This is a genomic window from Ruania zhangjianzhongii, assembly GCF_008000995.1.
In the GTDB taxonomy this organism is placed as follows: Bacteria; Actinomycetota; Actinomycetes; order Actinomycetales; family Beutenbergiaceae; genus Ruania; species Ruania zhangjianzhongii.
In genome coordinates, this window is the sequence record NZ_CP042828.1 from 4,969,271 (window position 1) to 4,983,803 (window position 14,533).

Consider the following 14,533-nt stretch of genomic DNA (forward strand, 5'->3'; position numbering starts at 1 on the left):
GGCCAAGGATGACGCCTCGGTACCCTTCGGATATGAGCCCTCCCCCGGCCGACGTCGCCCTGATCGGCGCCGGCATCATGAGTGCGACGCTGGGCGCGCTGATTCAGCGCCTCGAGCCGGACTGGTCGGTCGAGATCTTCGAGTCGCTCGACGAGGTAGCCCTGGAGAGCTCCAACGCCTGGCACAACGCGGGCACCGGCCACGCCGGCTTCTGCGAGCTCGACTACGCCGTGCCGCGGCCGAACGGCACCCTGGACGTGTCCACGTCGATCGCGACCGGCGAGCAGTTCCACATCACCCGCCAGTTCTGGTCCGCACTGCTGGCCAGCGGTGAACTCCCGACGGCGTCACGCTTCGTGCAACCGATGCCGCACCTGGCGTTCGTGGCCGGGGCGGAGAATGTCGCGTTCCTGCGGCAGTGGTACGACACGCTCCGGAGGGAGCCGCTGTTCGCCGGTATGCGCTACAGCGACGATTCCGGGCAGATCGGTGAGTGGTCCCGCGCCCTGGTGGATGGCCGGGAGTCGGAGCAGCCGATCGCCGCCACCTATGAGGCGTCCGGCACCGACGTCGACTACGGCGCGATGGCTCGCGCACTCATCGACGCCCAGGTCGCCCGCGGTGTACAGCTGCATCTGCGCCACCGGGTCACCGATCTGGAGCAGGACGGCGACGGCTGGCGGATCACCCACCGCTCCCCGGCCGGGACTCGCACCAGTCGGGCCCGGTTCGTGTTCGTCGGCGCCGGTGGCGGATCGCTGCAGCTGCTGCAGCGTTCGGGGATCCCGGAGGCGGACGGCTACGCCGGCTTCCCGGTGAGCGGCAAGTTTCTGCGCACCCGCACTCGGGAGGTGGTCGCGACCCACCGAGTGAAGGCCTACGGCCGGGCCGAGCAAGGGGTCCCCGGTATGGGTGCCCCGCATCTGGACCACCGCACGGTCGACGGCGAGGGCTCGGTGCTCTTCGGGCCTTTCGCGGGTTTCGATCCGCGATTCCTCAAGGCCGGGTCGCGGCTCGATCTGCTGCGCACCGTCCGGCCCGGGAACATCGGCGCCATGCTGCACGTGGCCAAGGACAACGTCGACCTGCTGACCTACCTGATCCGGGAGATCACCGCCTCCCACGGCAAGCAGATGCGGGCGCTGCGCAAGCTCATGCCCACCGCCGACGACGGCGACTGGGAGCTGATCACCGCCGGGCAACGGGTGCAGGTGATCGGCAAGGACGCGAATGGCCGTGGCCGGCTGCAGTTCGGCACCGAGCTGGTGACCTCCCCCGGGAACAGGCTCGCCGGCCTGCTCGGCGCCTCACCGGGCGCGTCCACAGCGGTGCCGGTGATGATTCGGCTGCTACAGGAGGCGTTCCCGGATCGCTATCCGGGCTGGGCCGATCCGCTGCGCGAGCTGGTGCCCTCCCTCGGCCGGACGATGAACACCGACGCAGAGTGGGCGCTGGATATCCGTCGGGAGACGGCGGCGGCGCTCGGACTGGACGGCGTGTAGCGACGACGGGCGGAGCTTGGCGATACGGCTCCGCCCCCGCCTCGGGCTTGGTGGCCTCCGGCTCACCCATCGGGATCTACGCTGCGACCTTCGATACCGGCGATCACGTGCTGGTCGCCGTCGCCACGCATGCCGGCCGCGTAGTGCCAGCCGTCGAGCGCACCTGGTGCGGTGAGGTTGGCGTCCTCGGGTAGCGCGGCCGTGCGTACCTTGGTCCACCCGAGGCCGTAATCGAACCAGACCTGGACCTCGTCGCCCGCGAGCACCACAGCCCATCGATCGCCCGCCTGCAGCGGTGTCAGGTTGTTTCTGCAGCACGAGTTCGAGAACTGGCCGTCCAGCCGGAAGTCCAGGCCGACCTGACCCTTCGTCGAGGTCCACGCGACGATGTAGTTGTCCGCGTCCTGGACGTAACCGGCAAACATCGCGTTCTGGCCGGTGGTGTTCCCCGCCCAACTTTCGTGGTCCACGAGCACCACGGCCTGGGCAGAGTCGGGACCGCTCTCGTGCGTCACGAAGCCGAAGTACTTGTCGCTGCCGCCGCCGACCAGCGCACCGTCACCGATGGTGATCTCCGGCAACTCCTCTTGCGCGTTGGGCTGCACCAGCTCGTACTCCGCACTCGTGTCGGTCGTGAAGCCATCATCGACTCCGACGGCGGGATAAGCCTCCGGCTCGAACGGCACCCGGGAGGTGGCGATCGCCTGGATCGCGCGCTCTCCCCAGGTCACCGTCGCAGTGAAATCGGCCTCGGTGTGCAGGTCCACCGGTTGGTCGGTTGCGACATCGAAGGCGACATGCCGACCCTCGCCGGGCTCGAGCGTGACCGTCGTGGCGTCCACAGCCTCCGTCGTCCAGTCCCGCGGCGGTGACAACCGGACCTGAGCGTCTGTCACAGTCTCAGCCGTGTCGTTCACGACGGCGACGACGACCTGACCGGTGCCGTCCGCGCCCGAGATCTCCGCGCCGACCTGGTAGACCGACAGTCGGTCGTCGACCGCGCTGGGCTCGGGCCGCGTGTCCGGGATCTCGATGTCGCCGGGCTCCAACCGCGGCGGGTCCCCGTAGAAGCCCGACCGCTCGCCGAACAACGACAACCCGCCACCGCTGGAGGTCAGGCGCACCGTCGCCGTGTCACCGTCGAGCTCGCTGACGTCGACCGGTACGGCGATCCGGTAGCCGTAGTTGGCGCCGTGGTCACCCACGGAGTCCCGGCTCCTGCCCGCGAGGGCGAGCGGTGAATACGGATCGTCCGGAAGCACCTCCGCGGCCTGCTCCGTGCCGTTCACCTCGACGCTCAGCTGCGTGGGGTAGCGGCGCGCGGCGCTGGCATGCACGGTGTCGTACCAGCCGTCCGGTAGCGCCGCTGCGACCTCGAGAACGAGGGTGGCCTGCTCGTGCTCTTCCACGCCCTCGGGCAGAGACATCTCGTACTCGAAGTGCCCGCGACCGTAGCCAGTGACCGAGTCGGAACCGTCCGCGTCCGACACCTCGGTGCCCCCCGACCAGTCATAGTCGGTGGGCGCCAGCGGCGAGAACACACCTGGGTCCTCGTTCGGGACGTCGTAGGTCAGGTAGTTCTCAGCCACGGTCTCGCCGTCGATATCGATCCAGAACCACAGGTAGCCACTGCGCAGTTCCTCCGGGGCCTGCACCTCGACGGTGCCGACGTCGGTCACCGTGTACCGCTCGGGCGAGATCTGCAGCGACCCCTCCGCAGCGTTGCCGACCCAGTCGCCGCCGGCGTCATGGCCTCCAATGCGCCAGTTCAGCGTGGCGCCCTGCAATTCGTAGTCACTGAAGTGCGAGATGTTGATCGGAGCGGAGATCGTCTCGCCTGCCTCAACCGTCCGCGTGGACTCGCCGACGATCGCGATCGCGTCGTCGGCCTGCAGCATCCCCACGATGCGCGGGTTACCGTCGTGGTCGAGGTACGGCGGCACGTTGGGTTGCCGGTCGAAGGTGAGCGGGGTGTTCTCCTCGTGCTCCTGATCAGTCAGCTGGACAGCGACGTAACCGTTCAGACGTTCATAGCTACGGAACGTGCTCATGATGTGCTGGAACCTGCCCAGCCCGAGCGTGAACTCGGAGTTCAGCCACGGCTGTCCGCTCTGAGCACCGTTGTTGAAGTTCCACGTCGAGCCTGGGTACACCTGGTCGCCGAAGCGGTCGAGCAGGTTCTTCCACTGCTCGTAGGTGTTCAGGTAGAAGTGGAAGTCGTTGAGGTCGGTGTCTGCGACGTGCCCGTTCTGGCAGCAGGCGGAGTTGTCGACCACCAGGCGTGAGGGGTCGAGTTCGCGGGTGCGCTCCACCATGGACGCCACGTAGTCCCACGAATCCTCTGGAATCGGCTGGTTCCACGGGTCGTCGCTGATGCCCCACGCCTCGTTGAACATCGTCCAGATCACGATCGAGGGGTGGTTGTAGTCGCGCTCGATGGTGTTCGTGAGCATCTCCTCGAACAGCACTTCGGCCTCGGGGTCACCTGCCGACAGCCACCCCGCGTTCGGCAGGTCCTGCCAGACCATCAGACCAAGTTGGTCCGCCAGGTGGTAGTAGGCCGGCTCGTTGACCTTCAGGTGCGTGCGGATGACGTTGTAGCCCTGCTCCTTGGCCGCCAGCAGGTCGTAGCGGATCGACCCGCGGCCAGGCTCCTCCTCGGTGCCGGTCTGCAGGTCCGGACCGGCCGTCACGCCGGTGTAGGTGTAGACGCCCCACGGGTTGTACCCCTGGTCCAGCACACCGCGCACGTAGATCGGGCGGTTGTTCAGGTGGATGTACTGATACTCCCCCTCCTGACCGGGGGCCCAGTCCCGTTCGATGCTGCGCATCCCGAAGGAGGTGCGGACCCCGTCCTGGTCCAGCAACCGGAAGTCCGCGGTGTAGAGCGCTGGATCGTCGGGCTCCCACAGGTGCGCATCCTCGATCGGCACCCGGACGCTGCCCCGACCGTCCTCGAGCTGGACCCTTGCCCGGGAGTGCACCACCTCGCCGTCCGGGTCAGTGATCGTCACGAGCACGGGTGGCCGTCCGCGGACGTCCTCGGCGGCCACGTCAATCGTCACGAACGCTTCCGACGGCGTACGCGAGTCTCCCTCGAAGGTCAGCTCGGGGGTGATGTGGGTCTGGGTCAGGCGAGCATCGCCATAGGGCTCGATCCATACCGACTGCCAAATCCCGCCGATGTCGGTGAACCATCCGGTCTCGCCGTCATCGCGGGGCTGGCCGGTCTGCTTGCCTTGGGGGAATGGGCTCTCTGGCGTGGTCGGCGGAGCGACCACGCGGAGAGCGACAGTGTGGGTGGATCCGGGCTCGAGCCGTCCGAGGTCGACGGAGATCTCGGTGTTGCCGTCGCCGGTGTAGGGCAGCACCTCGTTGCCGTCCAACCAGATGCCGGCACCCCAGTCGGCCGCATTGATGCGCAGCCGGGTGCGGTCGGCGCCGAAGTCCTCCGGGACCGTGAAGGAGCGCTGGTACCAGACGGTGCCGCGGTAAGTGTTGTGATAGCTGCGGAAGATCTCGTTGGTGGCGAGGCTCTCCTCGCCCCAAGCGGCGAGCGACTGGTACCCGAACGGCACCCGGATCGCGTGACTCAGCGGGTGCTCGGGGTCGAACCAGCCCTCCTGCACACCCACGTCCTCCGGGTCGAAGTCGAAGGACCAGGTGCCGTCGAGGCTGAGCCAGCGGTCGTCGGTGAAGGGACGGCGGTCCGCGTCCGGCCGCGGGTACTCACCGCGGGCGGGGTCGGTGTCGGCACTCAGCTCGAGCACGATCTCGTCCTCGACCGCTGTCGAGCTGAATGCGTACCCTTCCATTCCCGCGACGACAAGGGCGCTGCTCTCGGGCACGTCCGGCAGCTCGAAGCTGCCGTCCGCAGCCGTCAGCGTCGAGATGCCGGTGCGAGAGGCGTGCACTGTCGCCCCGGCGAGCCCACTGCCGTCCTCGGCGTCGAGAACCATCCCGGTCACGGTGGTTGTCGTGCCACCTTCCGGATCGGGCATCGGATCCGGTGGCGGGATGGCCGCACTGGGGGTGCTGGTGAGCGCGAGGCTCAGGGTGACTATGACCGCGGCGAAGGCGGCGATCAGCTTCGAGTTCCGGCGTCCGTTGACGGAATGCGTGTGCATGGGCGTCGACGCTAGCAACGCAAGTCCCAGATCGCAAGCATCGATTTTTTCGTTGTACGTCCCGGCTTGGAACCTTCTATCGTTGCTATATCAACGCTTGTGGGCATTAACCCGTGAAGTACGTACAACGTTACGCAACTTCTGGTTCGCCGGGGTGGAACAATGAGGCGGTGAGATCGTCAAGGCCGTCGCAGATCGGCGTGCGAGAGGTCGCGAACCTGGCCCGCGTATCGCCGACCACCGTGTCGAACGTGCTCTCCGGGAACCGGCCGGTGAGCGCGATCACGAAGGATCGCGTCCAGTGGGCTATCGAGGAGCTCGACTACCGCCCCAACCACTCCGCCCGCAACCTGCGGCTGCAGCGGTCGGGAATCATCGCCCTCGCGCTTCCTGAGGTGCGTGTGCCCTACTTTGCCGAGCTCGTGCACGACCTCGCCCGGGCCGCGCGTGACCGCGGCTATCGGGTGCTGGTCGAGCAGACGGAGGGCCACACGGAGTCGGAGAACGCCGTCATGCACGGACTAGATCGCGGCATGGTGGATGGCATCATCTTCAGCCCGCTCGGGATCACGCGCGAGACCTTCGAGCGACGCCGGGGCAGCACACCGATCGTGCTGCTCGGAGAGCGCATCCTTGGCGCCGACGTCGACTACGTCGGGACCGACAACGTGGCCGCGGCCGCGGATGCAACGACCCACCTGGTGGCACGCGGACGCCGGCGCATCGCCGCGATCGGAGACCAACGCGGCACCGGTGGTACCGGACCGCAGCGCACCCGCGGCTACCGCCGAGCGCTGCGGCAAGCGGGGATCCGCTACGACGCCCGGCTCGTGGTCCGCACGAGTACCTATCACCACCGCGACGGTGCGAAGGCGATGGCCGAGCTGCTGGACCGCGGTGTCGAACTCGACGCTGTCTACTGCTACACCGATCTGCTCGCCATCGGCGCGATGCACACGCTGCGCTCGCGGGGTCTGCGGATCCCGGACGACGTCGCCGTCATCGGCGCCGACAATATTGACGAGGGCCGCTACGCCGCTCCCCCGCTGACCACGGTGACCCCGGACAAAGCGGCGATCACGACCTCAGCCCTCGACCTCCTGATACGGAGGATCTCCGATCCCGAGGCACCGGTGAGCCAGGTGCTCGTCCCGCACACGATCGAGGTTCGCGACAGCACCTGAGCACGGCGGCGCTGAGCTACCCGAGATCGACGGCGGCTTCCCGCGCAGCGGTCGTCAGCGCCTGACGTTCGCTGTTCTCGATCACGCCTTCGCGTCGTAGCTGCTGGGCCACTCGGGCCACGTGGGCCGGGAACCGGGGGCCCCAGTCGCGGTCCTCGTCAAACTGCTCCGACAGGCACGTACGGTCCGGCAGGGCGCGGTCGGGCACCCCAGAGTCCACCAGCACCTCCGGGATGCCCAGCCACACCGTGTTCTGGCAGATCACGTCGTCGGCCACCTCGCCATTGATCACGGTGTCGGTCAGGCGCAATCCCTGAACGTTCTCCAGCAGCATCGGGGTCTCGACCCCGTTCATCGTCGAATCACTGATGTTGATGTTGGTGATCGGCGAGCGCTCGTATCCGCGCAGGTAGAGGCCGTACGACCCGCCTGCACTGGTGACGTTCTCGACGTAGATATTGCGCACCGTCGGCGTGAAGTCCCCCACGTCTCCTTCTTCGTAGTAGAAGTCCACCCACACGACTTCACCACCGAGCTCGTGGACCTCGTTATTTCGCACATAGATGTTCTCCACGACGCCGCCGCGGACCGAGTTCGTCTTCACTCGCACGATGCGGTCCAGGTCCGGACTGTCCATGACGTTGTTCTGCGCGAAGACGTTGCGCACGCCGCCGGACATCTCGCTGCCGATCACGATCGCGCCATGACCGGCTTCCATGAAGTTGTTCTCGATGAGGATGTTCTCGCTGGGCACGCCGATCCGTCGACCTTCGGCGTTCCGGCCGGACTTGATCGCGACATTGTCGTCACCGGTGTTGAAGAACGTGTTCTTGATGACCACGTCCCTGCTGGACTCTGGGTTCACTCCATCGTTGTTCGGCCCGAGGCTCTCCAGGTGCACACCGTCGATCGTCACGTTCTCGCACAGCACCGGGTGCAGGAGCCACATCGGTGAGTTGTTCAGCGTGACACCCTGCACGAGAACGTTCCTGCTCTCGTAGAACTCGATGAAGTTGGTGCGGAGCATGTGGCCATCACCGAACACCCGCTCCTCGACCGGGACGCCCTCCTCGCCCATCTGGAACAGCGCTTGGCGATCCTCCTCCTCCAGGGCGGGCCGCGGGTTCTTCCAGTTCCACCAGTTGTCCGCATCGGCGTTGCCGTCGATGGTGCCGTTCCCGGTCACGGCGACGTTCTCCACCTGGTAGCCGTAGATGAACGGGGAGTAGTTGTAGAGCTCGACGCCCTCGAACCGGGTCTTCACCACCGGCAGGTAGTCATTCTTGTCCTGACTGAACAGGATCGTGGCGTCATCGGCGAGATGCAGATCGACGTTGTCCTGGAGGTGGATCGCCCCGGTCAGAAAGGTGCCGTCGGGGACCAGCACGCGGCCACCACCGCCCTCGCTCACCGCACTGATCGCGGCGTCAAATGCCGCCGTGCTCTTCTCACTACCCGACGGGTCGGCGCCGAAGTCGATGATGCTCACCTCGACGTCCGGAAACGCCGGCGGCTGAACCCGTTCGCGGATCGCGTCGGCCTCGGCCCAGGCGGCCGAGGTGTCTGTGGGGTGATCGAGCGTGCCGGGAGCCGATGGGCCGCCTCCGCCTGCGGCAGCAGGAACTGTGGACAAAGCCATCATGGCAGCGCTCACGCAGGCCGCTAGATACCATCGTGCCCGCTTCGTCACGCCGATCATCTCCCTCGAAGTCGGAGGCCGGCGTCCAGTCCTTGCACACGGGCCTCCCCGCCAGTGTGAGCGTTCACATTAGTGGTGCACGGGTGCGGGCTGTCAAGGCTGCGGCCGTACACCATGCGCCCCGGACCGTCGGGTGCCACGCTCGTGGCAGAGGCACACCATGGCTGAGGACAAGCTCACCGACTACCGCACCAAGCGCTCCGGCTCTCGCACCAGCGAGCCGTCCGGTTCCGGCACGGCGTCCGGCAGGAGGAGCTCCGGCAAGCGCGTGGGCACAGGTGGACACGCGGACACAGGCCATCAGCCACGCTTCGTCGTCCAACGGCACGCCGCCACCAACCTGCACTTCGACTTCCGGCTGGAGATCGGCGAAGTCCTGGTCTCCTGGGCGGTGCCGAAGGGGCCCTCGGTCAATCCTGCGGACAAGCGGCTGGCGCACCGCACCGAGGACCACCCGCTGGACTACGTCGACTATGAGGGCCGGATCGAGGCGGGTTACGGCGCGGGAACGGTGATCGTCTGGGACGCCGGCACGTTTGAGAACCTCACCGAGCGCGACGGCGATCGGATCAGCGCCGAGGAGTCGCTCGCGGCCGGGCACCTCAAGGTGGAGCTGCATGGCGAGAAGCTCACCGGCGCGTTCGCGCTCACCCACACGAAGATGGGCGGAGACGAGGCGAACTGGATGCTGGTGAAGGTCGACGACCACGGTGCGGACCGCCGTCGAAAGCCGACCTCCACCCAGAACGAATCGGTACTGACCGAGCGCACCAACACCGACCTGGAGGAGTGAGCCGGCTCACCACCCGAAGGCGACAGAACGGCTATCCTGGCGGGCGAAAGGGAGCGGACGGGACGACCCGTTTCGCCACACCCGCGAACGGGGACGGCCTCGTAGAACTCAGGCATCAGCGATGTCCGCTCTACTTCGATCGATCCTCACCCCCGCCGCGATCACCCGCCTCGCCATCGGCTGGGGCACCTTCCTCGCGGCACTCGCCACTGGCTCCCTGCTGCAGCCGCCAGTGCCGGCGCCGCTGCTGATCGGCGCGCTGGTGGTGATCATCGCCGTCATCCTGCTCTGCGCCTTCGGCGTGGTGCACGAGGCGGAACAGCTCGCCCGCCGGCTCGGCGACCCGTACGGCTCGCTGGTGCTCACCCTCTCCATCGTGGCCATCGAGGTGATCCTGATCTCCGCGGTGATGCTCGGCCCCGGGGAGCACGCCACAATCGCCCGAGACTCAGTGATGGCTGTCTCGATGATCATCCTCAACCTGGTGATCGGGCTCGCGCTGCTCGTCGGCGGAATCAAGCACGGCGGTATGCGGCACAACCGCACCGGTACCTCGGCCTACCTGACGATGATCGTGGTGCTCGCCGCGCTCGCCTTCGCGCTACCGGCAGTGATCGGTAGCTCCGGCTCGTACACGCCCAGTCAGGAGCTACCGATCGTGGTCCTCACCGTGGCGGTGTACGTGTTCTTCCTCTATCGGCAGATGGGGGCGCAGGCCAGCGACTTCCGCGAGGTGGACCCGCGCCTGACCACGCCGACGGCGGACCTCACCGGGACGGCGCAGCCCGCCGGGGCAACACAGTCCACCGGGGCAACACAGTCCACCGGGGCAACACAGTCCACCGGGGCAACAGGGCCCGTTCGGCCCAACCAGAACGCGGAACGCACCCGCGCGGTCGACGTCGCCGAGCACGCGCTCCCCGCCCCGGCCATCACCCAGGTGCTCGCTGAGCACAAGCACGAGGTGCTGCTGCGGATCGGGCTACTGGTCGCCACCGTTCTCCCGATCGTGCTGCTCTCCCACCACATGGCCACCCTGCTCGACGACGGTCTCGGCCGCCTGGGCGCGCCGGTCGCCCTCTCCGGGATCCTGATCGCGATGATCGTCTTCCTGCCCGAGTCGATCACCTCGCTGCGCGCGGCTCTGAGCGGTGAGATCCAGCGAGTGAGCAACCTGTGCCATGGCGCCCAGGTGTCCACCGTGGGTCTGACCATTCCGTCGGTGCTGGTGATCGGACTGCTCACCGATCAGCAGGTGGTGCTGGCCGAGTCGCCACTGAATCTGCTGCTGCTCGGGGTCACCCTGCTCCTCTCGGTCACCACGTTCGCCGCGAAGCGGGTCACAGCCATGCACGGAGCGGCACATCTGGTGGTGTTCGCGGTGTATGGACTGGCCGTCTTCTCCTGACCGCCAGGGACAGCGGGATAGATGAACGTTCTCTCATCCTCCTGTCCTGTTCGTCTCATCGACGCCTCGCAGTATTAATCATGAACGGCCCCGCACCGAGCGGGTTCCCTCGAACTTAGGAGATGACATGAACGCGCGTACCAAGTGGATCGTGACCGGCACCCTCGGCGTTCTCGGCGTGACGGGTGTGGCTGCCGCTGCTTCCGCTGACACCACCGATGCGCCCGCGGACCGCTCCCCGGTGACCGTGCAGACGACCACCGCCGGGAACGAGACGGTGCGCGATGCAGGCGGCAACGAAGCGACGGCAGACCCGGCGAACGTTGCGTCGCAGAGCGCCACGTCTGCGGTCACCGCGCACAGCGCCCAGTCAGCTCAGTCGGCTCAGAGCGCGCAGACGGCTCAGTCCGCTCACTCGGCACAGTCAGCCCAGTCGGCACAGTCAGCCCAGAGCGCGCAGACGGCGCAGTCCGCCCAGTCGGCACAGTCGGCCCAGTCGGCACAGAGCGCCCAGACAGCGCAGAGCGCACCTTCGGCTCAGAGCGCCCAGTCGGCCCAGTCCGCACAGTCGGCACAGAGCGCCCAGTCCGCGCCCTCGGCCAACTCCGCTGACTGACCCCGCTCCCCAGCCTGGGGATCGCCGCAACCACCCACCGTCGGAATCCGCTGGCGAGCCAGGCGTCCGCTTGCACGTGGATGCCTGGCTGGCCACCTGGATGCCGGGGACGGGCCAACGCGCCCGCAACCGGGCGGTGGGTGCGGCCCGCGGCAGCCGGTGGCACTCGGGTCGATCCCGCCGTTCTGCGGCTGCGACTGAGGCCGCTGGTCAGGCGAGTGCGTCGCAGACGACGTCGGAGTTGTTCGCCAGCCATTGCTGGGCAGCATCGGGGTCGGCCCGACCGTCGCCACCGACCACCGTGTTCACCATCGAGTTCATCTGCTCTGCCGTGAGGGAGATCTCGGTCAGACAGTCGGCGAGCTCGGGATGGTCCGCGGAGAAGCCGGCCGTGCCATAGGCATGAATGGACGCGGGTTCGCCATAGGCACCCTCCGGGTCCTCCAGGAGGCGCATCGGCAGCTCGTCGAGTGCCCAGTGCGGGGACCAGAACGTCGCAGCCACGTTCTCACCGGCGTCGATCGCCTCAGCAACACTGAGCAACATGTCCTCAGTCGAACCGGTCTGGACGGTCATGCTCTCCAAGCCGTAGGCCGGCACCGCCTCCTGGTTCGTCCACTGCACCACACCTGCGCCTTCTTCGATGCCGACGATCTCGCCGTTGAACTCGTCAGCATGGTCGGCCAGCTCGGTCAGCGAGGTGATCGGAGCATCCTCGTTCACCGCGATTCCCAATCGGGCCTCATCGAACCAGCTGCCCAGGTCTTCCAGGTCGGCACTGTTCTGGTCGATGTAGTTCTGACTCTCCTCGCCCCATGCACCGAGGGTCATGTCCAGGTCTCCGTTGGCCAACGCCATGTAGACAGCGGCGATATCCGCAACCTCCTGCACCTCGACCTGATAGCCGAGCTCCTCCAGGACCTGCGCCCACACGTGGGAAGCGGCCACGGTCTCCTGCCAGCCGGCGGGCACCCCGATCCGCACCGGTGCGCCACCGGCATCACCCGCGTCACCGGCGTCGTCACCGCCGCCTCCGCCAGCTGCCAGCTCCTCCTCGAGGTCGGTGACCTGGCGCTCCAGCTCGACGATGCGGTCCCCCATGGCCTCGACCTCGGACCCGGTGACCCCACCGCCAAGACCGTAGAACCCACCAGCGAACCCGCCGATGCCACCGAGCACCAGAGCGACGACCGCGGCCACGACCACGTGCCAGGTACGCAGTCCTGTCCGGGGTGACGCCGGACCGCGCTGTGGTGCGCTCTGCGCTGGCTGGCCGGGCGGCGGCTGGCCGGACGTCGGGGCGCTTTGAGCTGGCCACGATCCCGGTGCTGGCTGAGCCGGGTACGGCCCCGGCTGGCCAGCGCCGTACGGGCGAGAAGGATCGGAAGAATACGTCATCACGGAGTCCAAGCATGAGCAGGTATCAAGGCATGGGGACTCCGTGTACGCGCGGGGCCCCCCGGCCGCTTGCGAACAATCGGTGCATCGTAGCGCCTAGACCCGGGTAGGACACAAGCCACGGTCCGTAGCCGCCGCCCGCCGGCGAGCGGGATGATAGATGTCGATGGGCGCACTGGAATGGTTCGTAGAGGTGGTCGGCGCCGCCGGCGACGTCCTGGCGCTCCGCGTGCCGTCAGCCCTCGAGATCGGGCCGCGCGCGATGGTCCCGGTCGCGGCGGGAGTGGCGATACTCGCCGGTCTGGCCACGATGCTCGGGCACACCGTGGTGTTCGCAATCAACCGGGTCACTGGGCTGCGGATGGCGGCCGGGATGGCTCTCGGCGGGCTCTACCTGGCAGTGCTGCGGGCGCTCACCGGCGTGGTGATCGGCCTGCTCGCTCTCGCGGTCACCCGCGGCGCAGTCGACGGCGAACTGCTCGCCGTGGTCTATCTGCTGGCGATGGCACCGCATCTGCTGGGTGTGCTGGTGTTCATCCCGCACTTCGGGCTGATGATCGGGCGGCTGCTCGAAGTCTGGACGCTGGTGAGTCTGGCCGCCCTGCTGGTGCACGTGCTCGGTATCGGCCGGCTCCCGGCGGCGGCGATCGCCCTCGCGGCGTGGGTAGTCAGCCAGCTGCTCTCTCACCTGCTCGCGAAACCGCTGGCGGTCGTCTCCTCCCGGGCATGGTCACTGGCCACAGGACACGCCACGTTCATCACCACCCAGGACATTCTCGCCGGCGCTCCGTTCGTGCCGCTGGAGCAGCGGGAGCAGCGGGAGCACACAGCATGATCGAACTCGTCCTGATCGTGGTGCTGGCGCTCCTCCTCCTGCTCGCCTTCCTGGCCCCGATGGAGTCGCTGCGTTGGTGGACCCAGCGCCCGGATACGCCCACGATCGCCTCGCTCGCCCATGATTCCGATGACGACGGCGTAGCCCCCGTGGCGAGCCAGGCTCGCCTTTTCGTGGTGTACCTCTCCGGAATCGGCACTGTCGACGGGCTGAGCGGCTCCCGCCGGGAGCGGGCCGTGCTGGACGGGCTGGAGGAGCGGCTGCCCGGCGCCGTGGTCGCCGCTGATGTGTTTCCCTACGCGGTGGACAACCGTGGGCTGACTCAGCGGGCCACCACCTGGTTCTGGGGCCGGCTGCACCGTTGGCAGCGAGTGCCGGTAGCGTCCTGGGCCTCGAATCTGATCAACCTTCGCAATGCCTTGCGAGTGCTGGTCTCCGCCGACCCGCGGTACGGACCGACGTTCAACCTTGCGGTCGCTCAGGAGATCACCCGCTCCCTGTCCCGGCACGGCTATGACTGGCGTACGCGGCCGCCGGTGGCCGTGATCGGCTACAGCGGCGGTGGGCAGATCGCCCTCGGTGCGAGCTGGTACCTGGGCTCGCTGGACATCCCGACCTCAGTGGTCTCCATCGGCGGGGTGCTCAGCGGCGATCCTGCGCTGAACCGGGTGGAGCACCTGTGGCACTTCTACGGTGGTCGCGACCGGCTGCAGCTTCTCGGCGCCGCGGTGTTCCCGAGCAGGTGGTGGCTCTCCCCGTTGTCCGCATGGAACCGCGCCGACCGGGAGGGACGGATCACCCGGCGCCGGATCGGGCCGATGCGGCATATGGGCAACGGGGATTACTTCGACCGGCACTCCCGCACCAGCGACGGCACCAGCTACCGGAACCTCACCATCGATGCGTTGACCGACGTGCTCGGCCCTTCACGGTGAACGGTGTGGACCTCCGTCACCCGGTGGAGGGCCGCA

The 14,533-nt window shown here is 67.6% G+C and carries 10 protein-coding genes; 7 read left to right on the forward strand and 3 right to left on the reverse strand.

Annotated elements, in window-relative coordinates:
* Nucleotides 1-32: 32 nt before the first annotated feature.
* Nucleotides 33-1,502 (forward strand): malate dehydrogenase (quinone), encoded by a 1,470-nt coding sequence (gene mqo / locus FU260_RS22960; protein WP_187368347.1) that lies wholly within the window; start codon nt 33-35, stop codon nt 1,500-1,502.
* A gap of 62 nt (nt 1,503-1,564) precedes the next feature.
* On the opposite strand, the gene FU260_RS22965 is transcribed toward mqo, so the two are convergent.
* The gene (locus FU260_RS22965; protein ID WP_147919166.1) at nt 1,565-5,629 is read right to left on the reverse strand and encodes a glycoside hydrolase family 2 TIM barrel-domain containing protein; all 4,065 of its coding nucleotides are present in this window, start codon (nt 5,627-5,629) and stop codon (nt 1,565-1,567) included.
* A 170-nt stretch (nt 5,630-5,799) separates the two neighbouring features.
* On the opposite strand from FU260_RS22965, the gene FU260_RS22970 reads away from it, so the two are divergent.
* Nucleotides 5,800-6,813 (forward strand): LacI family DNA-binding transcriptional regulator, encoded by a 1,014-nt coding sequence (locus FU260_RS22970; RefSeq protein WP_147919167.1) that lies wholly within the window; start codon nt 5,800-5,802, stop codon nt 6,811-6,813.
* A 16-nt stretch (nt 6,814-6,829) separates the two neighbouring features.
* On the opposite strand, the gene FU260_RS22975 is transcribed toward FU260_RS22970, so the two are convergent.
* Entirely contained in the window at nt 6,830-8,452 is a 1,623-nt protein-coding gene (locus tag FU260_RS22975; RefSeq protein WP_147919168.1) for a glycoside hydrolase family 28 protein, read from the reverse strand.
* Nucleotides 8,453-8,672: 220 nt separating this feature from the next.
* Here FU260_RS22975 and FU260_RS22980 point away from each other — a divergent pair, with 220 nt between their 5' ends.
* The 3 genes from FU260_RS22980 (at nt 8,673) to FU260_RS22990 (ending at nt 11,329) form a co-directional block, all read left to right on the forward strand.
* Nucleotides 8,673-9,305 carry a DNA polymerase ligase N-terminal domain-containing protein gene (locus FU260_RS22980; protein WP_147919169.1) on the forward strand — a complete coding sequence of 211 codons (633 nt, stop codon included), beginning with the start codon at nt 8,673-8,675 and terminating at the stop codon, nt 9,303-9,305.
* A gap of 121 nt (nt 9,306-9,426) precedes the next feature.
* Complete coding sequence (locus tag FU260_RS22985) at nt 9,427-10,713, forward strand: calcium:cation antiporter (RefSeq protein WP_147919170.1); 1,287 nt, start codon at nt 9,427-9,429, stop codon at nt 10,711-10,713.
* Between the two features lie 127 nt (nt 10,714-10,840).
* On the forward strand, nt 10,841-11,329 hold the full coding sequence (locus FU260_RS22990; protein ID WP_147919171.1) for a hypothetical protein: 489 nt from the start codon (nt 10,841-10,843) through the stop codon (nt 11,327-11,329).
* 210 nt (nt 11,330-11,539) lie between these two features.
* Here FU260_RS22990 and FU260_RS22995 read toward each other — a convergent pair whose 3' ends face one another.
* Complete coding sequence (locus FU260_RS22995; RefSeq protein ID WP_168211916.1) at nt 11,540-12,529, reverse strand: glycine betaine ABC transporter substrate-binding protein; 990 nt, start codon at nt 12,527-12,529, stop codon at nt 11,540-11,542.
* Between the two features lie 364 nt (nt 12,530-12,893).
* Between FU260_RS22995 and FU260_RS23000 the strand changes: the two genes are divergently transcribed.
* Nucleotides 12,894-13,562, forward strand: a complete 669-nt coding sequence (locus tag FU260_RS23000) for a hypothetical protein (protein WP_147919173.1) — start codon at nt 12,894-12,896, stop codon at nt 13,560-13,562.
* Entirely contained in the window at nt 13,559-14,497 is a 939-nt protein-coding gene (locus FU260_RS23005; protein WP_147919174.1) for a hypothetical protein, read from the forward strand. The genes FU260_RS23000 and FU260_RS23005 overlap by 4 nt, the downstream gene beginning before the upstream one ends.
* The last annotated feature ends 36 nt before the right edge of the window (nt 14,498-14,533 follow it).

Coding starts and splice junctions, on each gene's coding strand:
- FU260_RS22985 (WP_147919170.1), top strand. CDS start 9,427: ATGTCCGCTCTACTTCGATCGATCCTCACCCCCGCCGCGATCACCCGC.
- mqo (WP_187368347.1), top strand. CDS start 33: ATGAGCCCTCCCCCGGCCGACGTCGCCCTGATCGGCGCCGGCATCATG.
- FU260_RS22965 (WP_147919166.1), bottom strand. CDS start 5,629: ATGCACACGCATTCCGTCAACGGACGCCGGAACTCGAAGCTGATCGCC.
- FU260_RS22990 (WP_147919171.1), top strand. CDS start 10,841: ATGAACGCGCGTACCAAGTGGATCGTGACCGGCACCCTCGGCGTTCTC.
- FU260_RS23005 (WP_147919174.1), top strand. CDS start 13,559: ATGATCGAACTCGTCCTGATCGTGGTGCTGGCGCTCCTCCTCCTGCTC.
- FU260_RS22980 (WP_147919169.1), top strand. CDS start 8,673: ATGGCTGAGGACAAGCTCACCGACTACCGCACCAAGCGCTCCGGCTCT.
- FU260_RS23000 (WP_147919173.1), top strand. CDS start 12,894: ATGGGCGCACTGGAATGGTTCGTAGAGGTGGTCGGCGCCGCCGGCGAC.
- FU260_RS22975 (WP_147919168.1), bottom strand. CDS start 8,452: ATGGCTTTGTCCACAGTTCCTGCTGCCGCAGGCGGAGGCGGCCCATCG.